Source organism: Streptomyces sp. NPDC001617, from assembly GCF_053596855.1.
On record NZ_JBSFHA010000101.1, the window covers coordinates 12,766 to 39,029 of the forward strand.

26 protein-coding genes are annotated in these 26,264 nt (G+C 70.6%); 12 read left to right on the forward strand and 14 right to left on the reverse strand.

Annotation, left to right across the window (positions count from 1 at the left end; all coding sequences use genetic code 11):
• Positions 1-84 precede the first annotated feature (84 nt).
• From afsQ1 to ACWC09_RS44825, 5 genes are all read left to right on the forward strand, one after another.
• A complete protein-coding gene (gene afsQ1, locus ACWC09_RS44805; protein WP_020141253.1) occupies positions 85-762 on the forward strand; it encodes a two-component system response regulator AfsQ1 in 678 nt (225 codons plus the stop codon).
• Positions 759-2,318 (forward strand): ATP-binding protein, encoded by a 1,560-nt coding sequence (locus ACWC09_RS44810; protein WP_450857107.1) that lies wholly within the window; start codon positions 759-761, stop codon positions 2,316-2,318. Before afsQ1 ends, ACWC09_RS44810 begins: the two co-directional genes overlap by 4 nt.
• The gene (locus ACWC09_RS44815) at positions 2,318-2,920 is read left to right on the forward strand and encodes a hypothetical protein (protein ID WP_450857109.1); all 603 of its coding nucleotides are present in this window, start codon (positions 2,318-2,320) and stop codon (positions 2,918-2,920) included. Before ACWC09_RS44810 ends, ACWC09_RS44815 begins: the two co-directional genes overlap by 1 nt.
• Before the next feature lie 82 nt (positions 2,921-3,002).
• The gene (locus ACWC09_RS44820; RefSeq protein ID WP_450857111.1) at positions 3,003-3,554 is read left to right on the forward strand and encodes a VanZ family protein; all 552 of its coding nucleotides are present in this window, start codon (positions 3,003-3,005) and stop codon (positions 3,552-3,554) included.
• 94 nt (positions 3,555-3,648) lie between these two features.
• A complete protein-coding gene (locus ACWC09_RS44825; RefSeq protein ID WP_450857113.1) occupies positions 3,649-3,852 on the forward strand; it encodes a PspC domain-containing protein in 204 nt (67 codons plus the stop codon).
• Between the two features lie 79 nt (positions 3,853-3,931).
• Here the strand turns inward: ACWC09_RS44825 and ACWC09_RS44830 are convergent, their stop codons facing one another.
• Both ACWC09_RS44830 and ACWC09_RS44835 read right to left on the reverse strand, forming a co-directional pair.
• Complete coding sequence (locus ACWC09_RS44830; RefSeq protein WP_450857115.1) at positions 3,932-4,306, reverse strand: ATP-binding protein; 375 nt, start codon at positions 4,304-4,306, stop codon at positions 3,932-3,934.
• A 139-nt stretch (positions 4,307-4,445) separates the two neighbouring features.
• Entirely contained in the window at positions 4,446-5,603 is a 1,158-nt protein-coding gene (locus ACWC09_RS44835) for an adenosine deaminase (protein ID WP_450857116.1), read from the reverse strand.
• A gap of 113 nt (positions 5,604-5,716) precedes the next feature.
• Here ACWC09_RS44835 and ACWC09_RS44840 point away from each other — a divergent pair, with 113 nt between their 5' ends.
• A complete protein-coding gene (locus tag ACWC09_RS44840; protein WP_450857118.1) occupies positions 5,717-6,478 on the forward strand; it encodes an alpha/beta hydrolase in 762 nt (253 codons plus the stop codon).
• A 10-nt stretch (positions 6,479-6,488) separates the two neighbouring features.
• Here ACWC09_RS44840 and ACWC09_RS44845 read toward each other — a convergent pair whose 3' ends face one another.
• Positions 6,489-7,448, reverse strand: a complete 960-nt coding sequence (locus tag ACWC09_RS44845; RefSeq protein WP_450857120.1) for a LysR family transcriptional regulator — start codon at positions 7,446-7,448, stop codon at positions 6,489-6,491.
• Positions 7,449-7,511: 63 nt separating this feature from the next.
• On the opposite strand from ACWC09_RS44845, the gene ACWC09_RS44850 reads away from it, so the two are divergent.
• The 3 genes from ACWC09_RS44850 (at position 7,512) to ACWC09_RS44860 (ending at position 11,225) form a co-directional block, all read left to right on the forward strand.
• On the forward strand, positions 7,512-8,795 hold the full coding sequence (locus ACWC09_RS44850) for an MFS transporter (protein ID WP_450857121.1): 1,284 nt from the start codon (positions 7,512-7,514) through the stop codon (positions 8,793-8,795).
• A 158-nt stretch (positions 8,796-8,953) separates the two neighbouring features.
• On the forward strand, positions 8,954-10,090 hold the full coding sequence (gene dnaN, locus ACWC09_RS44855; protein ID WP_450857123.1) for a DNA polymerase III subunit beta: 1,137 nt from the start codon (positions 8,954-8,956) through the stop codon (positions 10,088-10,090).
• A gap of 127 nt (positions 10,091-10,217) precedes the next feature.
• Positions 10,218-11,225 carry a sigma-70 family RNA polymerase sigma factor gene (locus ACWC09_RS44860; protein ID WP_450857125.1) on the forward strand — a complete coding sequence of 336 codons (1,008 nt, stop codon included), beginning with the start codon at positions 10,218-10,220 and terminating at the stop codon, positions 11,223-11,225.
• On the opposite strand, the gene ACWC09_RS44865 is transcribed toward ACWC09_RS44860, so the two are convergent.
• Positions 11,109-11,495: an STAS domain-containing protein gene (locus ACWC09_RS44865; protein WP_450857127.1), complete on the reverse strand. Its 387-nt coding sequence runs from the start codon at positions 11,493-11,495 to the stop codon at positions 11,109-11,111. The two genes, ACWC09_RS44860 and ACWC09_RS44865, sit on opposite strands and share 117 nt — an antisense overlap.
• Before the next feature lie 144 nt (positions 11,496-11,639).
• On the opposite strand from ACWC09_RS44865, the gene ACWC09_RS44870 reads away from it, so the two are divergent.
• Entirely contained in the window at positions 11,640-12,560 is a 921-nt protein-coding gene (locus ACWC09_RS44870; RefSeq protein WP_450857129.1) for an AEC family transporter, read from the forward strand.
• A gap of 64 nt (positions 12,561-12,624) precedes the next feature.
• Here ACWC09_RS44870 and ACWC09_RS44875 read toward each other — a convergent pair whose 3' ends face one another.
• The 7 genes from ACWC09_RS44875 to ACWC09_RS44905 form a co-directional block, all read right to left on the reverse strand.
• A complete protein-coding gene (locus ACWC09_RS44875) occupies positions 12,625-13,902 on the reverse strand; it encodes a thymidine phosphorylase (RefSeq protein WP_450857149.1) in 1,278 nt (425 codons plus the stop codon).
• A gap of 86 nt (positions 13,903-13,988) precedes the next feature.
• Positions 13,989-14,387, reverse strand: a complete 399-nt coding sequence (locus ACWC09_RS44880; protein WP_450857131.1) for a cytidine deaminase — start codon at positions 14,385-14,387, stop codon at positions 13,989-13,991.
• The gene (locus ACWC09_RS44885; protein ID WP_450857133.1) at positions 14,384-15,670 is read right to left on the reverse strand and encodes an ABC transporter permease; all 1,287 of its coding nucleotides are present in this window, start codon (positions 15,668-15,670) and stop codon (positions 14,384-14,386) included. The genes ACWC09_RS44880 and ACWC09_RS44885 overlap by 4 nt, the downstream gene beginning before the upstream one ends.
• Complete coding sequence (locus ACWC09_RS44890; protein WP_450857135.1) at positions 15,670-16,797, reverse strand: ABC transporter permease; 1,128 nt, start codon at positions 16,795-16,797, stop codon at positions 15,670-15,672. Before ACWC09_RS44890 ends, ACWC09_RS44885 begins: the two co-directional genes overlap by 1 nt.
• Positions 16,794-18,320: an ABC transporter ATP-binding protein gene (locus tag ACWC09_RS44895; RefSeq protein ID WP_450857151.1), complete on the reverse strand. Its 1,527-nt coding sequence runs from the start codon at positions 18,318-18,320 to the stop codon at positions 16,794-16,796. Before ACWC09_RS44895 ends, ACWC09_RS44890 begins: the two co-directional genes overlap by 4 nt.
• A 199-nt stretch (positions 18,321-18,519) precedes the next feature.
• Entirely contained in the window at positions 18,520-19,572 is a 1,053-nt protein-coding gene (locus ACWC09_RS44900; protein WP_450857137.1) for a BMP family lipoprotein, read from the reverse strand.
• Between the two features lie 288 nt (positions 19,573-19,860).
• Positions 19,861-21,081 carry a M20 family metallopeptidase gene (locus ACWC09_RS44905; RefSeq protein ID WP_450857138.1) on the reverse strand — a complete coding sequence of 407 codons (1,221 nt, stop codon included), beginning with the start codon at positions 21,079-21,081 and terminating at the stop codon, positions 19,861-19,863.
• 296 nt (positions 21,082-21,377) lie between these two features.
• Here ACWC09_RS44905 and ACWC09_RS44910 point away from each other — a divergent pair, with 296 nt between their 5' ends.
• Both ACWC09_RS44910 and ACWC09_RS44915 read left to right on the forward strand, forming a co-directional pair.
• Entirely contained in the window at positions 21,378-21,611 is a 234-nt protein-coding gene (locus tag ACWC09_RS44910; RefSeq protein WP_450857140.1) for a hypothetical protein, read from the forward strand.
• 9 nt (positions 21,612-21,620) lie between these two features.
• Positions 21,621-22,289: a class I SAM-dependent DNA methyltransferase gene (locus ACWC09_RS44915; protein ID WP_450857142.1), complete on the forward strand. Its 669-nt coding sequence runs from the start codon at positions 21,621-21,623 to the stop codon at positions 22,287-22,289.
• Here ACWC09_RS44915 and ACWC09_RS44920 read toward each other — a convergent pair.
• Genes ACWC09_RS44920 through ACWC09_RS44930 form a run of 3 tightly spaced genes read right to left on the reverse strand, consistent with a single transcriptional unit; the run spans position 22,286 to position 25,610 of the window.
• Positions 22,286-23,353, reverse strand: coding sequence for a hypothetical protein (locus ACWC09_RS44920; protein WP_450857143.1), 1,068 nt, complete (start codon positions 23,351-23,353; stop codon positions 22,286-22,288). The two genes, ACWC09_RS44915 and ACWC09_RS44920, sit on opposite strands and share 4 nt — an antisense overlap.
• A 31-nt stretch (positions 23,354-23,384) precedes the next feature.
• Positions 23,385-24,329 (reverse strand): N-acetylneuraminate synthase family protein, encoded by a 945-nt coding sequence (locus ACWC09_RS44925; RefSeq protein ID WP_450857145.1) that lies wholly within the window; start codon positions 24,327-24,329, stop codon positions 23,385-23,387.
• A 15-nt stretch (positions 24,330-24,344) separates the two neighbouring features.
• On the reverse strand, positions 24,345-25,610 hold the full coding sequence (locus ACWC09_RS44930; RefSeq protein WP_450857147.1) for a cytidylyltransferase domain-containing protein: 1,266 nt from the start codon (positions 25,608-25,610) through the stop codon (positions 24,345-24,347).
• Positions 25,611-26,264 lie beyond the last annotated feature (654 nt).

Below are 26,264 nucleotides of genomic sequence, written 5' to 3' on the forward strand. Positions count from 1 at the left end.
AGCGCGGTCACAGAGAAGAGCGCTACGTGCACGTAGACGTACAGGAGTCGAAACACCGACCCACCATGGGCCAGAATGACCCCCGTGCCTTCCCTGTTGCTGATCGAGGACGACGACGCCATCCGTACGGCCCTGGAGCTGTCTCTTACGCGCCAGGGACATCGGGTTGCCACCGCTGCCACCGGTGAGGACGGTCTGAAGCTCCTGCGCGAGCAACGGCCGGACCTGATCGTGCTGGACGTGATGCTGCCCGGCATCGACGGGTTCGAGGTGTGCCGGCGCATCCGGCGCACGGACCAGCTGCCGATCATTCTGCTGACCGCGCGGAGTGACGACATCGACGTCGTGGTCGGACTGGAGTCCGGTGCCGACGACTATGTGGTCAAGCCGATCCAGGGGCGGGTGCTGGACGCCCGTATCCGGGCCGTGCTGCGGCGCGGCGAGCGGGAGTCGACCGACGCGGCCAGCTTCGGCAGCCTGGTCATCGACCGTGCGGCGATGACCGTGACGAAGAACGGCGAGGACCTGCAGCTCACGCCGACCGAGCTGCGGCTGCTCCTGGAGCTGAGCCGGCGGCCCGGTCAGGCCCTGTCCCGGCAGCAGCTGCTGCGGCTGGTGTGGGAGCACGACTACCTCGGCGACTCCCGGCTGGTGGACGCGTGTGTCCAGCGGCTGCGGGCCAAGGTCGAGGACGTGCCGTCGTCCCCGACGCTGATCCGTACCGTGCGCGGCGTGGGTTACCGGCTGGACACGCCTCAGTGACAACCGCGCAAGGGGGGGTTCGCGGCTGGGCCGCGACTCGCAAGGGACATCTCACTCGGCTGAAGTTCACCAGCCTCCGGCTCCGGCTGGTGGTGGTGTTCGGCCTGGTGGCGCTCACCGCGGCCGTCTCCGCGTCCGGGATCGCGTACTGGCTCAACCGCGAGGCCGTGCTCACCCGCACCCAGGACGCGGTGCTCGGCGACTTCAAGCAGGCGATGCAGACCCGGGCCGGCACGCTGCCCGGGCGTCCCACACAGGACGAACTGCAGCACACCGCGGGCCAGATGGCCAACAGCAGCCAGCGCTTCAGTGTGCTGCTCGTCGCGCAGAACCCCGAGGGCAGGACGGTGTACGGCAGTTCGGGCGGCCTCGACGGCTTCTCGCTGCAGGACGTGCCCAAGTCACTGCGCGCCGCCGTGAACAAGAAGCAGGACGTCGACTCCGGCAACAAGTACGCCTACCACCTCTACTGGCAGCGCGTCGTCGACCACGGCACGCCCTACCTGGTCGCCGGCACGAGGGTGATCGACGGCGGCTCCACCGGCTACATGCTCAAGTCCCTGGAGCCCGAGGCCAAGGACCTCAACTCCCTCGCCTGGTCACTGGGCATCGCCACCGGCCTCGCGCTCGTCGGCTCGGCCCTGCTCGCGCAGGCCGCCGCGTCGACCGTGCTGAAGCCCGTGCAGCGCCTGGGAGTCGCTGCCCGCCGCCTCGGCGAGGGCAAGCTGGACACCCGGCTCAGGGTGTCCGGGACCGATGAACTCGCCGATCTGTCACGGACGTTCAACTACGCGGCCGAGGCACTGGAGAAACGGGTCGACGACATGGCCGCGCGGGACGACGCGTCCCGGCGGTTCGTCGCGGACATGAGCCATGAACTCCGTACGCCGCTCACCGCGATCACCGCCGTCACCGAGATCCTGGAGGAGGAGCTGGAGGCCGAGTCCGGTTCGATCGACCCGATGATCGAACCCGCCGTACGGCTCGTCGTCAGCGAGACCCGACGCCTCAACGACCTCGTCGAGAACCTCATGGAGGTCACCCGCTTCGACGCGGGCACCGCCAGGCTGGTCCTGGACGACGTCGACGTGGCCGACCAGATCACCGCGTGCATCGACGCCCGCGCATGGCTGGACGCCGTCGAACTGGACACCGAGCGCGGCATCCACGCCCGGCTGGACCCGCGCCGGCTGGACGTCATCCTCGCCAACCTCATCGGCAACGCGCTCAAGCACGGCGGTTCGCCGGTGCGGGTCGCGGTGCGTACGGCGGACGACCAGGTGGTGATCGCCGTACAGGACCACGGCCCCGGCATCCCGGAGGACGTCCTCCCGCACGTGTTCGACCGGTTCTACAAGGCGAGCGCGTCCCGCCCCCGCTCCGAGGGCAGCGGCCTCGGCCTCTCCATCGCCCTGGAGAACGCCCACATCCACGGCGGCGAGATCACCGCCGCCAACTCGCCCGAGGGCGGCGCGGTGTTCACCCTCCGTCTGCCGCGCGACGCGTCGGCGCTCACCGAAGAGGCCGACGGTGAGGCCAAGAAGGGGGACGCCTGATGAACGTACGGCGCCTGCTGGCGCTCCCCGTCCTCGCCGTGCTGCTCACCGGCTGCGGCATCCGCTCCACGGAGGTGCCGACGGACTTCGGCGCGGCGCCCTCGCAGGTCATGTGCTCGCCGGCCGAACCGGACGTCTCGGCCCAGGCCTCGCGCGGCCTGCCCGTCCGGGTGTTCCTGCTGTGCGGCTCGTCGCTGGTGGCCGTCGACCGGACGGTACGGGTCCCGGACGGCACGGCGGACTCGCAGCGGCGCGTCCTGGTGGCACAGGGCCTGCTGGACCAGCTGGCGGCGACGCCGTCGTCGGCCGAGAAGGAGGCCGGGTACACGACGGACGTACGGGGCGGCATGAACGTCTCCGGGCCGCGCTCCGGCGACCCCGACGACACGCTCCGTCTGAGCACCCGCCCCGACGACCTCACCTCGTACGCCCTGGCCCAGGTCGTCTGCACGTTCTCCGACTCGGCGGCAGCGGAGGGCGACGGCTCGGTCATCCTCGGCGGCCCCGGCAAGGACCCCCTGCGCCGCTACGAGTGCACGGACGAGGTCCGCTCCCGACCCGGCAGCGAACAGCCGCCGTCGAGCGGGGTTACGGGCGGCTGACGTACGGATGTGGTGCAAGCCTCATGAAGGTACGTGGGGGCAACCCGGAACCGATCCTGCCGGGGGGCGCGTCTAGGGGGGCGTGCAGCGTGAAGGCTTCATCGGCGGCAGCGCCGCGATCCGCATCCGTGTGACGGGAGGTGTCCTCCTCGTCGCACACCTCGCGTTCGTCGCCTGGCTCACGCTGCGTCCGCTGGACGTGCCCTGGGTGACGCCGCCCAATGTGCGTCCGTTCGCGGGCATCCGGGCCGACCTGGTGCTCGGCTGGGCGGTGGCGGCCCGGCGCATCGCCGAGGGACTCGCCCTCCTCGCTCCGCTGGGCGTGCTGCTCCCGATGACCCGTGGCAGGCTGTGGTCCTCGCCGCTGGCCTCGCTGCTCCGCACGGTCGCCTCGGGCTTCCTGGTCTCCCTCGGCATCCTGCTCCTGCAGACGGGGGTCCCCGGCCGCGTCCCCGACGTCGACTCCCTGCTCCTGAACACGGTCGGCGTGGCCCTCGCCCACCTCGCCGTCGTCCCCGCGTCCCGCACCTGGCTCCGCCGCAGGTCCGAGCGGCGGCAGGTGGCCGCCCGCCGTCAGGAGGAAGCGACTCAGGGTCGCACCCCGACGTTTCCCAGGGTCGGGATAGCTCCGTAGAGTGACGCTTCGCGGGCTTCGTGCACGTAGCGTTGTAGGCAGATGAGGAAGCCATACGGGCCACCTCACTCCGACGCTCACGAAGGAGCCGCACATGTCCGCCCTCGTCCGCCCCACCCACGGCCGCGTGATCGGCGGAGTGTGCGCCGGTCTGGCGCGACGCTTCGGCACCTCGGCGACCACGATGCGGGTGATCTTCCTGCTCTCCTGCCTGCTGCCGGGCCCGCAGTTCCTGCTCTACATAGCCCTGTGGATCCTGCTGCCCTCGGAGGACAAGGCGGCCCGCACCGCCTGGTGACGACCCGCCGCACGCGCATAGGCCGATGGGGCGCACCCCGTGTCCGGGGGGTGCGCCCCATCGGTGTTCGCGTCCGGGGTCAGCCCAGCGGGACGCCGTTCACGGGCAGGCCGTGCGTGGGCAGGCCGTGCGTGGGCAGGCCCGTCTTCCCCACCGGAAGCCCGCCGAGGAGGCCGGCGACCGGGGCGGCCGGGCCGTCGGAGAGCACCTTCGGCGCGGCCGGCCGCGCCGTGGCAAGACCCGAGTCGAGGGCGGCCTTGCCCTGGGTCACCGCCTGACCGGCACCCGGCAGCGCCGCGGAGAGGTTCTCCGCCGGGAGCGTCTTGGTGACGGTGTCCAGCGCCCCGGTGGCGTCCGGGACCGCCGGGGCCGCGTTCGCGGCGCCCGCGCCGACGGCGGCGAAGGCGGCACCGAGGGCGGCGACACCGAGGGTCTTGGCAGCAGACTGCTTCATGGAATGCGTCCTCGAAATGGGGTTACGGGAATGTGAGAGGTCCACGACCGTAAACATGCGAACCCACCCGCCGCAAACTTCGAAATGCGGACGGATGGTGAATACCCGTCCGCATTCCGCACCCACCACTGCCCCCCGGTCAGCCCTCCGAATCCACAGAACCGCTGGTGGAAGCGGTCTGCTGGAACAGCCATTCGGACTTGAGCTCGGCATATCCGGGCTTGACGACGTCATTGATCATCGCGAGTCGTTCATCGAAAGGAATGAACGCTGATTTCATCGCATTGACGGAGAACCACTGCATGTCGTCGAGCGTGTAACCGAACGCGTCGACAAGGTGCTCGAATTCCTGGCTCATACTGGTCCCGGACATCAGCCGGTTGTCGGTGTTCACCGTGGCCCGGAAGTGCAGCCGCCGCAGCAGCCCGATCGGGTGCTCGGCGTACGAGGCGGCGGCCCCCGTCTGCAGGTTGGAGCTGGGGCACAGCTCCAAGGGGATGCGCTTGTCCCGTACGTACGAGGCGAGTCGGCCGAGCTTCACCGAGCCGTCGGCCTGCACCTGGATGTCGTCGATGATGCGCACCCCGTGCCCGAGCCGGTCGGCGCCGCACCACTGAAGGGCCTGCCAGATGGAGGGCAGCCCGAAGGCCTCGCCGGCGTGGATGGTGAAGTGGTTGTTCTCGCGCTTGAGGTACTCGAAGGCGTCGAGGTGCCGGGTGGGCGGATAGCCGGCCTCCGCGCCCGCGATGTCGAAGCCGACGACGCCCAGGTCGCGGTGGCGGTTGGCGAGTTCGGCGATCTCCAGGGCGCGGGCGGCGTGCCGCATGGCGGTGAGCAGGGCGCCGACGCGGATGCGGTGGCCGTTCGCGCGGGCCAGCTGCTCGCCCTCCCGGAAGCCCTGGTTGACGGCCTCGACGACCTGTTCCAGCGTCAGGCCCTTCTCGAGGTGCTGCTCGGGCGCGTACCGCACCTCGGCGTAGACGACCCCGTCCTCGGCGAGGTCCTCGGCGCACTCGCGGGCGACCCGGACGAGGGCGTCCCGGGTCTGCATGACGCCGACGGTGTGGGAGAAGGTCTCCAGGTACCGCTCCAGGGACCCGGAGTCGGCAGCCTCCCGGAACCACACGCCCAGCTTGCCGGGGTCGGTGTCGGGGAGCCTGGAGTAGCCCGTGTCGTGGGCGAGTTCGACGATCGTCCCGGGGCGGAGGCCGCCGTCCAGGTGGTCGTGCAGCAGAACCTTCGGCGCCCGGCGGATCTGGTCCGGCGTCGGGGTGTTCGAGATGGTCTGGCTCGTCATCTCCGCACTCTACCTCCTACGCGCGTAGATCGCGCGTTGTACAACTCCGTCGATACGTAACGGTGACCGCGAGGAGGGGTGGCGTACACCGGGGCTTCTGACACTGTTCTGTCATGGCACACCAAGCGACGCCGGTACGACGGGCCCGGCTGGGGAGGGCGATCGGTCCGGAGCCGACGGCGGTGAGCGCAGCGGTGCTGCTGCTCCCCGGCGGTGACGAGGAGTCGGATCGCAGACCGTCCCCCATGCTGGCGGCGGCATCCGTGCGGGCGTTGGGGCGCCGGCTGGCCCGCGCCGGGCGGGAGGACGGGCTGGCCGCGCATGTCGTCCACTACCGGTACCGGGGGTGGAACGGCAGCGAGGCGCATCTGGCGCGGGACGCGCAGTGGGCCGCCGACGAAGTCGTACGGCGGTACGGGGACGTTCCCGTCTGTCTCGCCGGGTTCGACATGGGCGGGCGGGCCGCGTTGCGGGCGGCTGGGCACGAAGCCGTCAACTCCGTGCTGGCGATCGCTCCCTGGCTGCCGGAGGAGGACGTGGCGGCGTCGCCTGAACCGGTGAAGCAGTTGGTGGGCCGCCGGGTGTTGATCGTGCACGGCACGAACGACGTCGTCTCCGACCCCGAGCTGTCCTTTCGGCTGGCGGCGCGGGCGAAGAAGGCGAATCGGGATGTGTGCCGGTTCGAAGTGCATGCCGATGGTCATGGGCTGCATCAGTACCGGAGCGAAGTACAGGCGTTGGCCGAGGACTTCGTGATGGGGGCGTTGTTCGGGCGGTCGCTTTCCCGGCCCCTTCAGGACGCGCTGGCCGCGCCGCCGCCGTTGGGGTTGAGGATGCCGTTGGCGGCGGGGTTCGGTAAGTCGTTGAGACGGTAGAGCCAGGGGCTCAGGCCAGCAGGTTCCCCCTTCTCGACAGCAGGAACTTCTTGAAGGCCGCCACCGGGGGTGTGTCCGGGTGGCCGTCCAGCCATGCCACGCCGATTTCTCTCGCCGCTCTGGGGGCCGTGACCGTCAGTTCCACAACTCCCGGGCGGGGGAAGGCGGGTGGGGGCAGGAGGGCTACTCCCAAGCCCGCCGCCACCAGGCCCCGCAGGGTCTCCGCCTCCTCGCCCTCGAAGGCGATGCGGGGCTTGAAGCCCGCTTCTGTGCACAGGTCGTCCGTGATGCGGCGCAAGCCGTATCCGGGTTCCAGGGTCACGAAGGTCTCGTCGGCCGCTTCCGCCAGCCTGATTCTCCTGCGAGCGGCGAGGGGATGGTCGGCGGAGACGACGAGGCGGAGCTTCTGTTCGTCCAGGCGACGGGCGACCAGGTCCGGGGCGTCGGGGACCGGGGAGGTCAGGCACAGGTCCAGCTCCCCCGCCCTCAGCTTCTCCAGCATGGCCTCGCCGTAGTTCTGGACCAGGCTGAAACGGACCCTCGGATGGTCGGTGCGGAAGGCCTGGATGAGGCCCGGGACGGTCTCCGCGCCCATGGTGTGGAGGAAGCCGAAGGCCACCTTGCCGGTGGTGGGGTCGGCGTCGGCCCGTACCTCCTCGGCGGCTCGTTCGATCTCGGTGAGGGCGCGTTCCACGTGGGTGAGGAAGGTGCGGCCGGCCGGGGTGAGGGAGACGGTGCGGCCGTGGCGGGCGAAGAGGTCGACGCCCAGGTCCTGTTCGAGACGGGCCATGGCGCGGGAGAGGGTGGACTGGGGGACCTGAAGGTCGTGTGCGGCGCGCGTGACGTGTTCGGTGCGGGCCACGCCGGCGAAGTAGGCGAGGCGCGGGGCCAGCAACCTCGACATCTCTGCCATGTCTTCTGTGTCACTGGATGGTGACAGGCGGGGCTGTGAGCTGTGTTGATGCACCATGGGAACGATTATGGCGATTCCATGCATTGGACGGATGAGCGGGGGCGTACGTAGCTTCGAAGCATGTCTCCCGCCAGTACCGGGGCGTCCACCGTCATGGGCGCCGAATCCTTTGTCCCCGTCGTCGACTCCCGTATGGCCCCCGGTGGGCCCGGCTACCGCCGGATGAGCTTCGCGCTCTTCCTCGCGGGGGTCGCCACCTTCGCGCTGCTGTACTCCACGCAGGCCCTGCTGCCGTTGATCTCGGCTGACTTCGGGGTGGCGGCGAGCGAGGCGAGCTGGACGGTGGCCGGGGCGACGGGCGGGCTCGCGCTGTTCGTGCTGCCGATGAGCGCCCTGTCGGAGCGGTTCGGGCGCCGTACGGTGATGACCGCCTCGCTGGCGGTCGCGGTGTCGGTGGGTGTGCTGGTCCCGTTCGCGCCCTCGCTGGGCGTGCTGGTGGTGCTGCGGGCGTTGCAGGGTGCGGCGCTGGCGGGGCTGCCCGCGTCGGCGACGGCGTATCTCGCCGAGGAGGTCCGGCCGAAGGCCCTGGTCACGGCGATCGGGCTGTTCGTGGCGGGGAACAGCGTCGGCGGGATGAGCGGCCGGGTCATCACCGGGTGGGTCGCGCAGGAATGGGGCTGGCGGGTGGCCGTCGGCGTCATCGGGGTGATCGCGGTGGCGTGTGCGGTGGCCTTCCGGCTGCTGCTGCCCGCGCCGAAGCACTTCGTCGCCGGGTCGCTGCGGCCGCGGGTGCTGGCCCGTACGGTGCGGGACCATCTGTCCAACCCGCTGCTGTGCCGGCTGTACGCGATCGGTGCGCTGTTCATGACGGTGTTCGGCGGGGTCTACACGGTGATCGGCTACCGGCTGACCGAGGCGCCGTTCTCGCTGCCGCAGGGCATCATCGGCTCGATCTTCCTGGTGTACCTGGTGGGCACGGTGTCGGCTTCGACGGCCGGGCGGCTGGTGGGCCGGCTGGGGCGGCGCGGGGCGCTGTACCTGGCGGGCGGGACCACCACGGCCGGCCTGCTGCTGTCCCTGGCCGGGTCGCTGGTCCTGGTGCTGCTGGGGCTGGTGCTGATCACGGCGGGCTTCTTCGCGGGGCACGCGGTCGCCTCGTCGGCGGTGAGCAAGACGGCGACGAGCGGACGGGCGCAGGCTTCGGCGCTGTACCAGTCGGCGTACTACATCGGGTCCAGTGCGGGGAGCACGGTGGGCGCGATGGCCTTCCACGCGGGCGGTTGGGCCGGAACGGTGGGGGTCGGGCTGCTGGCGGTGCTGGGGGTCGTGACGATCACGGTGATGGGTTCGCATGCGGCGCGCCAGGAACGCCGGTCGGCACGACTCAGCCCGTCCGGCGTTTGAGGACGAGGCCCCTTCAGGGCCGATCGGGGGTCCTGGAGCAGCGCCCCCAGCACCACAGCACCCCCACCCACCTGCACACTCCCCCCGCTCGGCACCCCACTGTCAGTGGTCACCGGTAGCGTCCGCGCGTCAACCGGACCGAGCAGGGGGTTTGTCGTATGGAGTTCCGGATCGAGCGTGGGCAGTTCACCGAGGCCGTGGGGTGGGCGGCGCGGGCGCTGCCGGCCCGTACCCCGGTGCCGGTGCTCGGCGGGCTGTTGCTGGAGGCCGGGGCCGGGCGGCTGAGTGTCTCCGGGTTCGACTTCGAGACCGCGGCCCGCGTCGAGACCGACGCCGAGACGGTGGGCACCGGTGAGGTGCTGGTTCTCGGGCGCAGGCTGCTGGACATCTGCCGGGTGCTGCCGGAGGGACCGGTGAGCTGCGTCCTGGAGGGGACGCGGTTCACGGTCGAGGCGGGCGGCACCAGGTTCGGACTGTCGACGCTGCCGCGTGCGGAGTATCCGGCGCTTCCCACGCCGCCCGAGGTGTCCGGCAGCGTGGACGCCACGGCCTTCGCGACGGCCGTGGGGCAGGTGGCGGCGGGGCGCGACGACACGCTGCCGGTGCTCACCGGCGTACAACTGCGGCTGGACGGCGAGGAGATGACCCTGTCGGCCTCGGACCGGTACCGGTATGTCGTACGGCGACTGGAGTGGAAGCCCGAGGCGACGGCTGCGGGCGCTTCGGCGGAGGCGCTGCTGCCCGCGCGGCGGCTGCTCGATGTCGCGAAGTCGCTGGCGCGCAGCGGGGCCGTGCGCATCGGGCTGGACACCGGATCGGCGGGCGTCGGTCTCGTCGGCTTCGAGGGCGGGCGGATGCGGACGGTCGTACGGCGGCTGGACGGCCGGCTGCCGGGGTACGGGGCCCTGTTCGAGGTGGCGGGCGCGGCGGTCGCCGAGGTGGCGTGCGGGGCGCTGACCGAGGCGGTGCGGCGGGTCTCGGTGGTGGCGGAGGCCAACAGTGCGGTGCGGCTGGACTTCTCCTCGGACGGGGGCGGATCGGTCCTGGTGCGGGCCGGGTACGGCGACGACGTGGCGGCGCAGCGGCTGCCCGCCGTCCTCGACGGCGCCGAGGACGCCACGGTGGCCTTCCATCCGGCGTATCTGCTGGACGCGCTGAGCTCCTTCGAAGGGCCGGTACTGCGTCTGCGGATGCTCGGGGCCGGGCAGCGGGCGCTGCTGAGCTCGGGCGGGGACGACGAGGGTTCGTACGAGCTCCACCGGCATCTGCTGATGTCCGTGAAGCAACTCGTCTGACGAGCCTCCGTCACCGATCTGACCTGCTCCTTTCCTCGCTCGACACGCCATTGTCAGTGCCCTGCGCTAGCTTCGGACGTGCTGGGCGCGAAGGCGCGACACAGACGGCCACAGGGGTGGGTGGACGATGACGACAACGGACCTCGACGTCAGGCTCGAGAAACACCGCGTCGAGTTGACCGGGTACTGCTACCGCATGCTCGGCTCCTCCTTCGAGGCCGAGGACGCGGTGCAGGACACGATGGTCCGCGCCTGGCGGAGCTACGAGAAGTTCGAGGGCCGCTCCAGCCTGCGGTCATGGCTGTACCGGATCGCGACCAACGTGTGCCTCGACATGCTGACCGCCGGCAACAAGAGGGCCCGGCCGATGGACCTCAGCGAGTCCACCCCGCTGGCCCAGGCCGCCCTCTCCCCCCGCCCCGACCACACCTGGCTGGAGCCGATGCCGGACGCCCGTGTGCTGCCCACGACGGACGACCCGGCGGAGGCTGCCGTCGCCAAGGAGTCCGTGCGGCTCGCCTTCATGGCCGCCCTGCAGCAGCTGCCCGCCAAGCAGCGCGCGGTGCTCATCCTCCGTGAGGTGCTGGCCTGGAGGGCGAGCGAGGTCGCCGAGCTGCTCGACACCTCGGTCGCGTCGGTGAACAGCGCACTGCAGCGGGCGCGGGCCACCCTCTCCGAGCGCGAGCAGGCCGACAGGGCGACGGGCGCGGCCGTGTCGAACCCGCTGGACGAGGAGCAGCAGAAGCTCCTCGACCGCTATGTGGCGGCCTTCGAGGGCTACGACATGACCGCCCTGACGGCGCTGCTGCACGAGGACGCCGTCATGACGATGCCGCCGTTCGACCTGTGGCTGACGGGCCACGACGACATCACCGGTTTCATGACGACGCTCGGCTCCGCCTGCGAGGGCTCGCGCCTGATCCCGGTGCAGGTCAACGGTCTGCCGGGGTTCGCCCAGTACAAGCCGGACCCGGAGGCCGGCGGTTACGCGCCCTGGGCGGTACAGGTGCTGGAGATATCAGACGGCCGGCTCACCGGGTTCCACTTCTTCCTCGACACGAAGCGGTGGTTCCCGCTGTTCGGCGTGCCCCTCCACCTCGAAGCGGAGCCCGACCAGGTCGAGAAGGGCGCGTAGGGAGGGCACCGGGTCACGCAGCCGGATGCGGCCCCCGGCCCGCCGTGCGGCCAGCTCCAGCCGCGCGAGCAGGTCCACGGCGGCGAGGCCCGGCGGCCCGATCGCGGCGACGTCCACCACGACGACGCCCGCCCCGGTGGACTCCAGCAGTGCGCGCACGTCGTCGCACAGCCCCCTCACCTCGTCCTGGGTGACGGGGCCGGGCAGCACGACTACTGCAGGTGTCATGGCGTCCACGAGCGGTAGACCGGTGCGGCGGGCGGAACTCATCGGGGTGCCCTCAGGGAGGAGGCATGTCCGCCGGCCGGGATCACATTGACCTGCGCGCGTCCTCCCCCAGAGGGTTGGGTGTATGCCCCATGGATCAGTACGTCCCCGGATACCCCCTGGCCTCCTCCCCGCCAAGGAGGCTCCGTGCAGGGCGTGCTGACGGGCTTCGCGGTCATCGCGGTCGTCATCGGCGTCGGCTATGTCATCGGACGCCAGGGCCATCTCGGCGAGCACGGCCGGGAGGTCCTGACGAAACTGGCCTTCCATGTGGCGTCCCCGGCGCTGCTGTTCACCACCCTGGCCCGGGCCGACCTGTCGGTGATCTTCTCCAGCCGGCTGCTGGTGACGGCGATGAGCACGGCAGCGGCGGCGGGAGTGTTCGTCGCGGTGGGTGTCGTGCGTGGCTGGGGCGTCGGGCGCACCACGATCGGCGCCCTGTGCTCCAGTTACGTCAACTCGGGCAATCTCGGCATCCCGATCGCGGTGTACGTCCTGGGCGACGCCTCGCTCGTCGCTCCGGTCCTCCTCTTCCAGATCATCGCGGTGACCCCGATCGCCCTGACGGTCCTGGACCTGTCCGGCAGGGGCGAGAAGGGCCCGTTGTGGCTACGGCTGCTCACTCCCCTGCGCAACCCGATCGCCGTCGGCTCGCTGGCGGGAGTGACGGTCTCGGCGATCGGTCTGAAGGTCCCGGCGCCCGTCATGGACCCGCTGACCCTGATCGCCAACATGTCCGTCCCGGCGGTCCTGCTGGCCTTCGGCATCTCCCTGTGCGGCAGCACGATGCCGGGACGGGGCGCCGACCGGGGCCCGGTCTTCCTCTCGGTGGCCCTGAAGGCGGTGGGGCAGCCGATGGCCGCCTGGGCACTGGCGGTGGGAGTCTTCGGCCTGCACGGCCACCAACTCCTCGACGTGGTGGTGACATCGGCACTCCCGGCCGCGCAGAACCTGTACACCTACGCGAGCCGGTACCGGGTGGCGGAGGGCTTGGCACGGGACTCGATCCTGGTGTCGACGGTGTTGTCCGTGCCGGTGCTGGTGGTGGTCGCGGCCCTGCTCGGCTGACGGCGCGCAAGCCGCAGGGGCCGGCCCCGAAGGACCGGCCCCTGAGACGACGTACGCCAAGACGTCAGGCGATGCGCTCCAGCACCACGGGCGACGCCGTGAAGTCGGTCCCCGCCGCCCCGATGTCGTACGACCCCTCCACCGCCTGCAGCGCGTACTCGAAGCGCTCCGGTGTGTCCGTGTGCAGGGTCAGCAGCGGCTGGCCCTCGGTCACCGTGTCGCCCGGCTTGGCGTGCAGCTCGATGCCCGCGCCCGCCTGGACCGGGTCCTCCTTGCGGGCGCGGCCCGCGCCGAGGCGCCACGCGGCGACGCCGACGCCGTAGGCGTCGAGGCGGGTCAGGACACCCGAGGACGGGGCCTTGATGACGTGCTGTTCACGGGCCACCGGCAGCTCCGCGTCCGGGTCGCCGCCCTGGGCCGCGATCATGCGGCGCCAGACGTCCATCGCCGAGCCGTCGGCCAGGGCCTTCGCCGGGTCCGCGTCCTTCACGCCGGCCGCGTCCAGCATCTCGCGGGCCAGGGCGATGGTCAGTTCGACGACGTCCGACGGGCCGCCGCCCGCCAGGACCTCCACCGACTCGCGGACTTCGAGGGCGTTGCCCGCGGTCAGGCCCAGGGGGGTGGACATGTCCGTGAGCAGGGCGACCGTCTTCACGCCGTGGTCCGTGCCCAGGCCCACCATCGTGGACGCCAGTTCGCGGGCGTCCGCCGCCGTCTTCATGAAGGCGCCCGTGCCCACCTTCACGTCCAGGACGAGGGAGCCGGTACCCTCCGCGATCTTCTTCGACATGATCGACGAGGCGATCAGGGGGATCGCCTCCACCGTGCCGGTGACGTCACGCAGGGCGTACAGCTTCTTGTCCGCCGGGGCCAGGCCGTCGCCCGCCGCACAGATCACGGCGCCGGTGGTGTCGAGGACGTTCAGCATCTCCTCGTTCGACAGCAGCGCGCGCCAGCCCGGGATCGACTCCAGCTTGTCCAGGGTGCCGCCCGTGTGGCCGAGGCCGCGGCCCGACAGCTGGGGAACCGCTGCTCCGCAGGCCGCGACCAGGGGGGCGAGCGGCAGGGTGATCTTGTCGCCCACGCCGCCCGTGGAGTGCTTGTCGGCCGTCGGGCGGGACAGGGACGAGAAGTCCATGCGCTCGCCGGAGGCGATCATCGCGGCCGTCCAGCGGGCGATCTCGCGGCGGTTCATACCGTTGAGCAGGATGGCCATGGCGAGCGCGGACATCTGCTCGTCGGCGACCTCCCCGTGGGTGTACGCGTCGATGACCCAGTCGATCTGCTCGTCGCTGAGTTCGCCGCGGTCCCGCTTGGTGCGGATGACGGAGATGGCGTCCATGGCCATGGCGTGCGTCCTTCCGAGGTTCATGGAAGTGTGCGGCCCCTCCGAGCCATCGGGATCGACTCGGAGGGGCCGTACGGGAGTTACTTGGTGAGGTACTCCGGGCCGAAGGCCTGGGGGAGCATCTCCGAGAGCGGGAGGATTCCCGCCGGGGTCTCCAGGAGCAGGTCGGGGCCCCCGAACTCGTACAGCAGCTGGCGGCAGCGGCCGCACGGGACGAGGATCTCGCCGCGGCCGTCCACGCACGTGAAGTGCGTGAGGCGGCCGCCGCCCGTGCGCTGCAGCTCCGAGACCAGCCCGCACTCGGCGCACAGGCCGAGGCCGTAGCTGGCGTTCTCGACGTTGCAGCCGGAGACCGTGCGGCCGTCGTCGACCAGGGCGGCGACGCCGACCGGGTACTGCGAGTAGGGGGCGTAGGCGTGCGACATGGCCTCGCGGGCCAGGTCCCTCAGGGCCTCCCAGTCGACGGCGGCCGGCGTCACTTGCCCTGGCCCTTCCGGTAGCGCATGCCGTCCGCCTTCGGCATGCGCAGGCGCTGCGCGGACAGCGACAGCACCAGCAGGGTGACGACGTACGGGGTGGCACCCACGAAGTCGCTCGGGACCTCGTCGGTGACCAGGTACCAGACCAGGACGAGCGCGCCGACCATGAGGCTGATTCCGCCCTGCCAGTGCGCCTTCCGGTACAGCTTCCAGCCGGCCAGGCCCACCAGGAGCACGACCAGCAGGAGCAGCAGCGCGTGGACGGTCTGGCCGCCGTTGCGCAGCTGCAGCGCGTCGGAGTAGCCGAACAGGCCCGCGCCCATGGCGAGGCCGCCCGGCCGCCAGTTGCCGAAGATCATGGCGGCGAGACCGATGTAGCCGCGTCCGCCGGTCTGGCTCTCCAGGTACGTGTGCGAGGTGACCAGCGCGAGGAAGGCACCGCCGAGGCCGGCGAGACCGCCGGACACCGCCACGGCCACGTACTTGTACTTGTAGACGTTGACGCCGAGGGACTCCGCGGCGATCGGGTTCTCACCGCAGGAGCGCAACCGCAGACCGAACGGGGTGCGCCACAGCAGCCACCAGCTGCCGATGAACAGCACGACGGCGAAGAGCGTCACCACGGACAGGTCGCTGACCAGACCGCCGAGGATGCCGGCGATGTCCGAGATCAGGAACCAGTGGTGGTTCTCGAGGGACTTGAGGCCGTCCGACAGACCCGGTACGTCGATGTTGGGCAGCGAGTCCACCGGCGGGGACTGCTTGGGGTTGCCGCCCGCGTCGGCCGCCTTGCCGTTGGTGAAGAAGAGCTTGGCGAGGTACTGGGTGGTGCCCAGCGCGAGCAGGTTGACGGCGACACCGGAGACGATGTGGTCGACGCCGAACGTGATGGTCGCCACGGCGTGCACCAGGCCGCCGAGGACGCCGAAGCCGATGCCGCACAGCAGGCCGAGCCAGGGGTTGGTCTGCCAGCCGATCCAGCCGGCCCCGAAGGTGCCGAGGATCATCATGCCTTCGAGGCCGATGTTGACCACACCGGAGCGCTCGGACCAGAGACCGGCCAGGCCGGCGAGGCCGATCGGCACGGCGAGGGCGAGCGCGGCGGAGACCTGCCCCTCGGAGGTGAGCTGGTTGGCGCCGGTGATGACGCGGACCGCGGCGACGAGCAGCAGCGCGCCGGCCACGAGCATCAGGATCTGGCCGAGCGAGCGGCCCGAGCGGGCGGCCCGGGCGTCCGCCTTGGGAGCCGCGGGGGGCGGCGTGTCGGTCATCGTGGCAGTCATCACGCCACCTCCTGCTTCTGGGTCGGGGCGGCGGCCTGGGCGGCGAGCTCGGCGCCGACCCGCTGCTGCTGGCGGCTGAGGCCGTAGCGGCGTACGAGCTCATAGGCGATGACGACGCACAGGACGATCACGCCCTGGATGACGCCGAGGATCTCCTTGTCGTACCCCTCGAACTCGAGGTGGTTGGTGGTGCGTTCCAGGAAGCCCCACAGCAGGGCGCCCAGCGCGATGCCGACCGGGTTGTTGCGGCCGAGCAGCGCGATGGCGATGCCGGTGAAGCCGATGCCGGTCGGGAAGCTGGTGTCGTATTGGTGGCTCTCGTTCAGCAGCGTGGGCATGCCGATCAGGCCGGCCACCCCTCCGGAGATGATCATGCTGGTGGCGACCATCTTCTTCACCGATACACCACTCGCGGTGGCGGCGCTCTCGGACTGGCCGACGGTGCGCAGGTCGAAGCCGAAGCGGGTACGGCCGAGCACGAACCAGTAGGCGACGCCGACGACGACGGCGATGATGATGAAGCCGTCCAGCACACCAGCCGCGCCGGTGTCGATGTTGAAGAAGTACGAGGACGACGGCAGCGGCTTGGTGGAGACCAGGGTGCCACCGTTCTGCAGTTCGGCGAGCTTCCCGGGCTGCAGCAGGTAGGCGATGATCGCGGTGGCGATCGAGTTCAGCATGATGGTCGAGATGACCTCGCTGACGCCTCGGGTCACCTTCAGGACACCGGCGATGGCCGCCCACAGGGCGCCCGTGGCCATGGCGGTCAGGATGATCAGCGGGATGGCGATCCAGCCGGGCGCGGTCAGCGCGCCGCCGAGGACGGCGGCCATGAACGCGGCGAGCCGGTACTGGCCGTCGATGCCGATGTTGAACAGGTTCATGCGGAAGCCGATGGCCACCGCGACACCCGCGAGGTAGTACGTCGTCGCCTTGTTGAGGATGTAGACCTGGCTGTCGCTGGCGGAGCCGTAGGTCACCATGTCGCTGAAGGCGGAGCCCGGGTTCTTGCCGGTGGCGAGGATGACCAGGGCGGTGACGACGAGCGCGGCGACGATCGCCAGCACCGGCGCCGCGATGCCGAGGAGCAGCCGCTCCTTGTCGATGCGTTGGGTCAGCTTGTTCATCGGGCGTCGTCCTCTGTGTGCTCCAGGTGGCCGGTGGCCGCACCCGTCATGGCGGAGCCCAGCTCCTCGGGGGTGATGGTGGCGGGGTCGGCGTCGGCGACCAGACGGCCGCGGTACATCACCCGCAGGGTGTCGGAGAGCCCGATGAGCTCGTCCAGGTCGGCGGAGACCAGCAGCACGGCCAGGCCCTCGCGGCGGGCCTCGCGGATGTGGTCCCAGATCGCGGCCTGCGCGCCGACGTCCACACCGCGGGTGGGGTGGGCGGCGATGAGCAGCTTGGGCGCGTGGCTCATCTCGCGGCCGACGATCAGCTTCTGCTGGTTGCCGCCGGAGAGGGAGGCGGCGGTGACGTCGATGCCGGGCGTACGGACGTCGTACGCCTCGATGATGCGCGCGGTGTCGGTGCGGGCGGCCTTGATGTCGAGCAGCTGGCCGCGGGAGTTGGGCCGCTCGGTGACATGGCCGAGCATGCGGTTCTCCCACAGCGGAGCCTCGAGGAGCAGGCCGTGGCGGTGACGGTCCTCGGGGATGTAGCCGACGCCGGCCTGGCGGCGGTGGCGGGTGGGGGCGTGCGAGATGTCGGTGCCGTCGAGGCTGATGACACCGGCGTCCGGGTCGCGGATGCCCATGATCGCCTCGACCAGCTCGGACTGGCCGTTGCCCTCCACACCGGCGATGCCGAGGACCTCACCCTTGTGAATGGTGAAGGTGATGTCGTCCAGGATGATCCGCTCGACGCCGTCGAGGTCGGTCTGGGCCAGGCGCAGGCCGTCCAGCTTCAGCAGCGGGACGTCCGTGACCGTGGACTCCTCGGTCTCCGGCGTGGGCAGTTCGCTGCCGACCATCAGCTCGGCGAGCTGCTTGGGGGTGGTGCCCGCCGGCTTGACCGTGCCGACCGTGGTGCCGCGGCGGATGACGGTGATCTCGTCGGCCACCGACAGGACTTCGCCCAGCTTGTGGGAGATGAAGATGACGGTGAGGCCCTCGGCCTTGAGCTCGCGCAGGTTGTCGAAGAGCGCGTCGACCTCCTGCGGCACGAGGACGGCGGTGGGCTCGTCGAGGATCAGGGTCTTGGCGCCGCGGTAGAGGACCTTGAGGATCTCCACGCGCTGGCGGTCGGCGACGCCGAGCTCCTCCAGCAGGACGTCCGGGCGGACGTTCAGGCCGTACGCGTCGGAGAGCTCCTTGATCTTCGTACGGGCCTTGGCGCCGATGCCGTGGAGCTTCTCCGCGCCCAGGACGACGTTCTCCAGGACGGTGAGGTTGTCGGCGAGCATGAAGTGCTGGTGCACCATGCCGATGCCGCGGGCGATGGCGTCGGCGGGGTTGTGGAAGACGACCGTCTCGCCGTTCACCGCGATGGTGCCCTCGTCGGCCTGCTGCATGCCGTAGAGGATCTTCATCAGGGTGGACTTGCCGGCGCCGTTCTCACCGCACAGGGCATGGACGGTGCCGGTACGGACGGTGATGTCGATGTCCTTGTTGGCGACGACGCCGGGGAATCGCTTGGTGATGCCGCGCAGTTCGACGGCAGCGGGAGGGCTGGACGCGTTGATGGCGCACTCTCCTGGGGGAAAGGGGCTGCGTAGGGGAGGGCAGGCGTCGGCGACGCTAGCGCGGCAACTCCATGCTACACGCGTAGAGTTGACACATTGTTATGGCTCGACGAGGGGGTTGTCGAGGCCCCCTCGTCGAGCCGGGATTCCGGCGGGAACCGTCAGGTCAGCTGGTCTTGACCGTGACGGTGCCGTCGACGATCTTCTTCTTCGCGGCGTCCAGCTGAGCCTTGATGTCGTCGATGAAACCACCGCTGGTGGCCAGGCCGACACCGCCCTTGGCGAGCGAGTAGACCTGGTTGCCGGTCAGCGGCTTGCCGTCGTGCACGGACTTGATGAAGTCGTAGACGCCGACGTCGACGTTCTTGACCATCGAGGTCAGGATCGAGCTCTTGTACTTGGCGAGACCCGGGATGTTGTACTGGTCCGAGTCCACACCGATGGCCCAGGCACCCTTGACGCCGTTGACGGCCTCGATCGAGCCGTTGCCGGAGGAGCCGGCCGCGGCGTAGATCACGTCGGCGCCGTTGTCGAGCATGCCGGACGCGGCCTCCTTGCCCTTGTCGGGGCTGGAGAAGCCGGACAGGTCGGAGCCGTGGGTCAGGTACTGGACGTCGACCTTGACGCTGGACTTGGTGTCCTTGACGCCCTGGACGTAGCCCGCCGCGAACTTCTTGATCAGCGGGGTGTCCACGCCGCCGATGAAGCCGACGTGGTTCTTCTTGGTCTTCAGCGCCGCCGCGACACCGGCCAGGTAGGAGCCCTGCTCCTCGGTGAAGGTGATGCTGTCGACGTTCTTGGCGGTCGCGACCGAGTCGATGAGGCCGAAGTTGACCTTCGGGTACTTCGCGGCGACCTTGTCGACCGAGGTGGCGTAGGAGAAGCCGACGGCGACGATCGGGTTGTAGCCGGCGTCCGCCAGGTCGGTCAGGCGCTGCTCGCGGTCGGCCTCGGTGTCGGAGGTCTTGGCGGTCAGCTCCTTGATGGAACCGTTGAACTCCTTCGCGGCCTTGTCGGCACCGCGCGCGGCGGAGTCGTTGAAGGAGCGGTCACCGCGGCCGCCGACGTCGTAGGCGAGACCGATCTTGATGCCCTTGCTGCTGCTCGAGGAAGAGGACGAGCTGCCGCTGTCGGACGAGGTACTGCCACATGCAGTGGCAGTCAGTGCGAGAGCTGCGGTGGCGATACACGCAGCGGAAAGCTTGGCTACCCGGCGCACGGGAGGCTCCTTCACCTGACCTGAGCGCCTTGTCGGCGCTTCATGTGAGCACCATGCCAGTGCTCGGGCCCGGACGCCCCTGCGGCGTCGGCTTCGCGGCATCGTAACGCGCGTAGATGTCAGAAAAGGACCTACTCCAAAGCCGTTATCGATTCGAGGCAAACGCCGTCTGAACTCGGGGTCCTGCCCTGTCACACACGCGGATTTCGAAGTGTGCACGATTGGCTTACGAGCATGTTGCGCCGGGCGGCGGAACGGCCCCCGAGGGGGCCGCACGTCACGTTCGCGTCACTCGGCCGCGTCCAGCAGCGCCGCCGCCGTGAACAGTTCCACGCCGACGGTGATCGCCGACTCGTCGGCGTCGAAGTCGCCCTGGTGCAGGTCGCGGACGGCCCGCTCACCGGGGGTACGGACCCCTAGGCGGGCCATGGCGCCGGGGACGTGCTCCAGGTACCAGGAGAAGTCCTCGCCGCCGAGGCTCTGCTCGGTGCCCTCGACCGCGAGGACGCCACGGCGGGCGGTCATGGCCTCGCGCAGCAGCTCGGTGGCGTCCGGGTTGTTGACGACGGGCGGGACGCCGCGCACGTAGTTGATCTCCGACTTGGCGCCGTGCAGGTTGGCGACCTCGTCGATGGCGGCGACGACCAGATCGGGCGCCTGCCGCCAGGTCTCGATGTCGAGGCAGCGCACCGTGCCGGAGAGCTCGGCGTGCTGCGGGATGACGTTCGGGGCGTGCCCGGACTCGATACGGCCCCAGGTGAGGGCGAGGCCGGCCCGGGTGTCGACCCGCCGGCCGACCAGCGCCGGCACGTCGGTGACGACGCGGGCGGCGGCGGTGACCAGGTCGGTGGTCAGGTGCGGGCGGGCGGTGTGACCGCCGGGCCCGTCCAGCGCGACCTCCAGCCGGTCGCAGGCGGAGGTGATGGCGCCCCGCCGGAGGCCGATCTTCCCGACGTCCACCCGGGGGTCGCAGTGCACGGCGAGGATCTGCCCCACGCCCTCCAGCACCCCGCAGTCGATCGCGTCGGCGGCGCCTCCGGGCAGCACCTCCTCGGCGGGCTGGAAGAGCAGCCGCACGGGCCGCGGGAGCCTGCCCTGCCTGAGCAGGTCGGCGAGGACCAGGCCCGCACCCAGCACCACGGCCGTGTGCACGTCGTGCCCGCAGGCGTGCGCCCGGTCCGGCACGGTCGAGCGGTACGAGCACTCACTCTTCGTGTCCGGAATGGGCAGGCCGTCGATATCGGCCCGCAGGGCGAGCATGGGCCGCCCGCCGTCCCACTCCCCGATGTCACAGACGAGCCCGGTCCCGGTGGCGAGCACCCGCGGCTTCAGCCCGGCCTGCTCGAGCCGTTCCTTGATCGCCGCTGTGGTGCGGAACTCCTGGTTGCCGAGCTCCGGGTGCATGTGCAAGTCACGGCGGAAGGCGACGAGTTCGGCATACAGGGCCTCGGGCAGCGTGCCGTCGAGCACGGCTTCCCCGGGAAGGTCGACCTCGGACTCTGGTGACATCAGTTGCTTCACCCTCTTAAGCGTAGGACGCCGGGGTGGCCAACTGACCCTCGATCAACAAAAGTTCAACCCGTCAGGGGAAGAAAATCTGGCCGCTCGACGCATGGGTGTGACTGGAGATGGGTAAACGTCTCCTTTCTCTACGGATACCACGCCCCGCACCTCCCGAGCGGTTCTGTTCATCTGTCGGGACCACGCTGTGGTGGACGGGTGCCCGGATCCCGGAATCATCACCACCACGCGACGGTTCCGTGACGCTGCGCATAGGATCTCTCCGCCGAAGACAGTCTCCCCGTATGGAGGCCTGTGGCTGCGGTGAGGACCAGATCCCCTGGATGCTGGCGAAATTCGGGTTTCTCGGGATGGCGATCCTGGTCCTGGGAGGCCTGGTCGTGATGATCCTGGCGGGCTGGCTGCTGGCCTCGGCGGTGTCGCTGTTCCAGCGGTGGCGGCATCCTCCGGTGACGTTCGAGGAACCGTCACAGGGCTCTCTGGACGGATTCACCTGGAGGACCGGCGAACCCCGCTAGGGTCGGCCCGTGACCGTCGAGACCCCTGAATTCATACGGACCACCCGAACGTCGTACGACACGATCGCGGACGACTACTCCGAGCAGTTCGCTGATCATCTGGCCCACAGCCCCCTGGAACGCTCCCTGCTCGGTGCCTTCGCCGAGCTGGTGGGCGTGGACGGGGACGGGGCGCCGGCCCCTGTCGCCGACCTGGGCAGCGGGCCCGGACACGTCACCGCGCGGCTGCACGCGCTGGGTGTGCCGGTCTTCGGGGTCGACGTCTCGCCCCGGATGGTGGAGCTGGCCCGCCGGGCCCACCCCGGCCTGCGGTTCCACGTGGGCTCGATGACGTCCCTGGATCTGCCGGCCGGGACGCTCGGCGGGATCGTCGCCCTGTACTCGATCATCCATGTGCCCCACGAGCACCTGCCGGTGGTGTTCGCCGAGTTCCACCGTGTACTGGTCCCCGGTGGCCATGTCCTGCTCATGTTCCAGTTCGACGAGCACGAGAGCAGCCGTCACCTGGCCGAGCGCTTCGGGCTCGAGATCTCGCTCGACTACTACTGGCACACGCCGGACTCGGTGGCCGAGCACCTCACCGGGGCGGGGTTCCGGCTCCATGCCCGGGTCCGGCGCGAGCCGCAGCACGAGGAGAAGCTGCCCCGCGGCCTGATCCTCGCCAGGAAGGCCGCCTAGACCGCGCTCACCGTCCGCAGCCTGGTGACGTCCCTGGCGGTCCCCGTCACGCCCGACAGGAAGCCCTGTGCCCGCGGTGAGGCGTGTTCCGTGAGCCACGCCGGGTCGATGTCGCACACGGCGACGCGGACCTCCGTGCCGGCCAGGGCCAGCGGGAGGGTGTGGACGACGGTGGACGGGAAGCTGAGGATCGTACGGCCAACCGGGCCCCGCCGGGCGATCAGCTCCAGGGGGAGGTCGGGGCGGACGATCTGCAGGCCCGTCTCGACCGCGAGGCGGTGGAGTTTCTCGGCGCTCTCGCGGCGGTGCGCGAAGTAGCGGGTGGCGCCGTGGGTCTTGGCGAGGCTGCGGACGGCTTCCAGGTAGTGGTCGTTGTCCACCACGCCGGTCTCCACCAGCGAGGTGCCGACCATGTCGGCGCCCTTGGTGATGCGGGGCGGGCCGAAGCGGAAGCGGGTCCAGGAGAAGTCGTTGGCGTGGACCGTGACGCCGGGCGGGGTCTCGTCCATGGGCATGGAGGAGAAGATCGCCACCCTGCGCTTGGTGCTCGGAGTCAGACGGCGGCGGGCCTTGGAGGACACCGGCGCGAAGATCAGGTCGCGGGCGCCCGGACGGCCGCCCTTGCGGTGCCAGCGGACCAGACGCTCACCGCGGGCCAGCTGGGCGACGAACTCCATCGTGGCCGTGCCGTCGTCGACGACGACCAGGTCGCGGGCCTTGGTGATGGTCAGGAGCAGCTGTACGTAGCGGGAGAACGGGTCTCCCAGGACGACGCGGTCGGCCCTGCGGAGCATGCCCGTGAGGCCGCCGATGGTCTGGAAGGGGGCCGCGGGGCCGCCCCGGGCCTCCTCCCAGCGGACCCGGTGGCCCTCCTCGCGGGCGAGTTCGGCCATGCGGCGCAGCTGGCCGCGGGTCATGGGGTCGGTCGGTGACAGGACGACGAGGGTGAGCCCCGCGCCGGGCGCCTGGGCATGCGCCCACTCCAGCACGTTCAGGAGCTGTACCGGGCTCTCGACGAACGCGAGAGTGGAGGTGCTGCCGGCTGATCCGGCGCGGCGGCTCATCGACGTATGACCGTCCCCTGTGTGTCGTTGATCAGACCGCGACGGGCTCGCCCGCGGCGGCGGCGATCTCCGCCTCGGCGACGACACCGGCGACGCGGCGCAGCTTCTTCATCGGGCCGAGCTCGGAGTCGTAGACCTTCTTGACGCCGTCGCCGAGGGAGGCCTCGATGGTGCGGATGTCGCGGACCAGGCGCGTGAGGCCCTGGGGCTCGACGGAGGCGGCCTGGTCGGAGCCCCACATCGCGCGGTCGAGGGTGATGTGGCGCTCGACGAAGGTCGCGCCGAGGGCGACCGCGGCGAGGGTGGTCTGCAGGCCGGTCTCGTGGCCGGAGTAGCCGATCGGGACGTTCGGGTACTCGTCCTGCAGGGTGTTGATGACGCGGAGGTTGAGCTCCTCGGCCTTCGCCGGGTAGGTCGAGGTGGCGTGGCAGAGAAGGATGTTGTCGCTGCCCAGGACCTCGACCGCGTGGCGGATCTGCTTCGGGGTCGACATGCCCGAGGACAGGATGATCGTGCGGCCCGTCGCGCGCAGGGCGCGCAGCAGCTCGTCGTCCGTGAGGGAGGCGGAGGCGACCTTGTGGGCGGGGACGTCGAACTTCTCCAGGAAGGCGACGGCCTCGGTGTCCCACGGGGAGGCGAACCAGTCGATGTTCTTGCTCTTGCAGTACTCGTCGATCTGGCGGTACTCGTCCTCGCCGAACTCCACGCGGTGGCGGTAGTCGATGTAGGTCATCCGGCCCCAGGGGGTGTCGCGCTCGATGTCCCACTGGTCGCGCGGGGTGCAGATCTCGGGGGTGCGCTTCTGGAACTTCACGGCGTCACAGCCGGCCTCGGCGGCCGCGTCGATGAGCTTGAACGCGTTCTCCAGCTCGCCGTTGTGGTTGATGCCGATCTCGCCGCAGATGTAGACGGGCTGGCCGGGGCCGGCGAGGCGCTGGGGACCGAACTTGCGCAGACGGGAGTTGATGCTGCTCATGGCAGTGAACTGTCCTTACTTGTCGAGGGAGTCGAGAGAGGGGCCGAGGATCCAGCTGGCGATCTCTCGGATCGCGCCGTCGCCACCGGGGACGGTGGTGACCGCACGGGCGGCGCCGCGTACCACGTCGTGGGCGCTCGCGACCGCCACGGGCCAGCCCACGAGGGCGAAGCACGGGAGGTCGTTGACGTCGTTGCCGACGTAGAGCACGCGCTCGGGCGCGATGCCCTGCTCCTCGCACCACTGCTTGAGTGCGAGGTCCTTCCGGTCGATGCCGTGCAGGACCGGGATCTGCAGCTTCCGGGCCCGCGCGGCGACGACCGGGTTCTGCTCCGTGGAGAGGATCAGCATCTTGAGGCGGCTCCTGCGGAGCGCCGCGATGCCGAGGCCGTCTCCGCGGTGCACGGAGACGAACTCCTTTCCATCGGCGTCGATCAGCACCCGGTCGTCTGTCTGGGTGCCGTCGAAGTCCAGTACGACCGCGTCGATGTCGTCGGCGGTCGGGAGGGCACCGGGCCGGTCGGCGTCGAAGAGCGGCGCCAACGCCCGGGCCCGCGCGAGGTCGTGCGGGTCGTCGATCTCCAGCACCCGTGCGGGATCGGTCCGTACGAGTTCCGTGCGGCCGAAGAAGCGGTGCTGGTGCTTGCGGAAGCCCTCGGCGGCCATCGCGTAGGCGGCGCCGGTCTCCAGGAGATCCTGGGGTCGGTCCTGGCGGCGCGGGCGGTACGACTTGTCGTGGTTGACGCCGAAGCCGCCGCCGGTGGCCGCGTCGGCCTCCGAGACGGTGCCGGGGGCGATCTCGTCCTCGGAGTCCCGCCAGATGAAGCCGTGGAAGGGGGCCACGGTCACGGCGGTGTCCGCGCCGTTCTCGACGACCGCGCCGGCCACCCCGTCGATGTCCTCGCGGATGATGAACGGGCTGGTGCACTGCACGAGCAGCACCACGTCGACGGCCGCGCCGTGCAGGGCCTCGTGGGCATCCATGGCGTGCAGGACGGCGGCCTCGGAGGTGGCGGTGTCACCGGCGATGGCGGCGGGCCGCAGCACGACCTCGGCGCCGGCCTCGCGGGCGGCGGCGGCGATGGCGTGGTCGTCGGTGGACACGACGACGTCGGTCACAAGCCGGGTGGCCAGGCATTCCCGTACGGCCCGCGACACCAGCGGCACACCGCCGACGGGGGCGAGGTTCTTCGCGGGCACGCCCTTGGAGCCGCCGCGTGCGGGAATCACCGCGAGCACCCGACGCACCGAAGCGCCTTGGCCCGCTTCCGGGTTGGACATGGGGTCTACTCCTTGGGCTCCTTGCGGAGGAATCGGCGCGAATACGGCTCGCGCTCCGGTCGGTTCTGCGTCGGCCGCGGCAGACAGGCACGTCGGGTCCAAGACACCCGCGGCCTGCGGGACGGTGGAATGCGCGGCGCCGTCCGCCTGCGGGACCGAGGCACGTGCGACGCCGTCCGCCTGCGGGACGGAAGAACATCCGGCGCCCGCCGCCTGCGAGGCGGAGGCACATGCGACGCCCACCGCCTGCGGGACGGTGGCACGTGCGGCTTCGTCCGCCTGCGAGGCGGAGGCACATCCGGCGCCCGCCGCCTGCGAGGCGGAGGCACCTGCGACGCCCACCGCCTGCGGGACGGTGGCACGTGCGGCTTCGTCCGCCTGCGGGACGGAGGAACGTGCGACGCCCTCGGTCGGCACGCCGGGCGAGTCTGCGGCGGGCACGGCTCGCGCTCCCGCGGTGTGTGCGGCGGGCACGACAGGCGCTCCGACGGTGTGTACGGCAGGTACGACAAGCGCTCCGGCGGCGGGCACGACAGGCGCTCCCGGCGTATGTGCGGCAGGCACGACAGGCGCTCCCGGCGTATGTGCGGCAGGCACGACAGGCGCTCCCGGCGTATGTGCGGCAGGCACGACAGGCGCTCCCGGCGTATGTGC

What these genes read in the sequence shown, in the direction of transcription:
- ACWC09_RS44860 (WP_450857125.1), top strand. Translation starts at nt 10,218, where the DNA reads ATGACGACAACGGACCTCGACGTCAGGCTCGAGAAACACCGCGTCGAG.
- ACWC09_RS44825 (WP_450857113.1), top strand. Translation starts at nt 3,649, where the DNA reads ATGTCCGCCCTCGTCCGCCCCACCCACGGCCGCGTGATCGGCGGAGTG.
- ACWC09_RS44865 (WP_450857127.1), bottom strand. Translation starts at nt 11,495, where the DNA reads ATGAGTTCCGCCCGCCGCACCGGTCTACCGCTCGTGGACGCCATGACA.
- ACWC09_RS44905 (WP_450857138.1), bottom strand. Translation starts at nt 21,081, where the DNA reads ATGTCACCAGAGTCCGAGGTCGACCTTCCCGGGGAAGCCGTGCTCGAC.
- ACWC09_RS44830 (WP_450857115.1), bottom strand. Translation starts at nt 4,306, where the DNA reads ATGAAGCAGTCTGCTGCCAAGACCCTCGGTGTCGCCGCCCTCGGTGCC.
- ACWC09_RS44840 (WP_450857118.1), top strand. Translation starts at nt 5,717, where the DNA reads ATGGCACACCAAGCGACGCCGGTACGACGGGCCCGGCTGGGGAGGGCG.
- ACWC09_RS44875 (WP_450857149.1), bottom strand. Translation starts at nt 13,902, where the DNA reads ATGGACGCCATCTCCGTCATCCGCACCAAGCGGGACCGCGGCGAACTC.
- ACWC09_RS44910 (WP_450857140.1), top strand. Translation starts at nt 21,378, where the DNA reads ATGGAGGCCTGTGGCTGCGGTGAGGACCAGATCCCCTGGATGCTGGCG.
- ACWC09_RS44925 (WP_450857145.1), bottom strand. Translation starts at nt 24,329, where the DNA reads ATGAGCAGCATCAACTCCCGTCTGCGCAAGTTCGGTCCCCAGCGCCTC.
- ACWC09_RS44815 (WP_450857109.1), top strand. Translation starts at nt 2,318, where the DNA reads ATGAACGTACGGCGCCTGCTGGCGCTCCCCGTCCTCGCCGTGCTGCTC.
- ACWC09_RS44890 (WP_450857135.1), bottom strand. Translation starts at nt 16,797, where the DNA reads ATGAACAAGCTGACCCAACGCATCGACAAGGAGCGGCTGCTCCTCGGC.
- ACWC09_RS44930 (WP_450857147.1), bottom strand. Translation starts at nt 25,610, where the DNA reads ATGTCCAACCCGGAAGCGGGCCAAGGCGCTTCGGTGCGTCGGGTGCTC.
- ACWC09_RS44885 (WP_450857133.1), bottom strand. Translation starts at nt 15,670, where the DNA reads ATGACTGCCACGATGACCGACACGCCGCCCCCCGCGGCTCCCAAGGCG.
- ACWC09_RS44845 (WP_450857120.1), bottom strand. Translation starts at nt 7,448, where the DNA reads ATGGTGCATCAACACAGCTCACAGCCCCGCCTGTCACCATCCAGTGAC.
- ACWC09_RS44835 (WP_450857116.1), bottom strand. Translation starts at nt 5,603, where the DNA reads ATGACGAGCCAGACCATCTCGAACACCCCGACGCCGGACCAGATCCGC.
- dnaN (WP_450857123.1), top strand. Translation starts at nt 8,954, where the DNA reads ATGGAGTTCCGGATCGAGCGTGGGCAGTTCACCGAGGCCGTGGGGTGG.
- ACWC09_RS44920 (WP_450857143.1), bottom strand. Translation starts at nt 23,353, where the DNA reads ATGAGCCGCCGCGCCGGATCAGCCGGCAGCACCTCCACTCTCGCGTTC.
- ACWC09_RS44850 (WP_450857121.1), top strand. Translation starts at nt 7,512, where the DNA reads ATGTCTCCCGCCAGTACCGGGGCGTCCACCGTCATGGGCGCCGAATCC.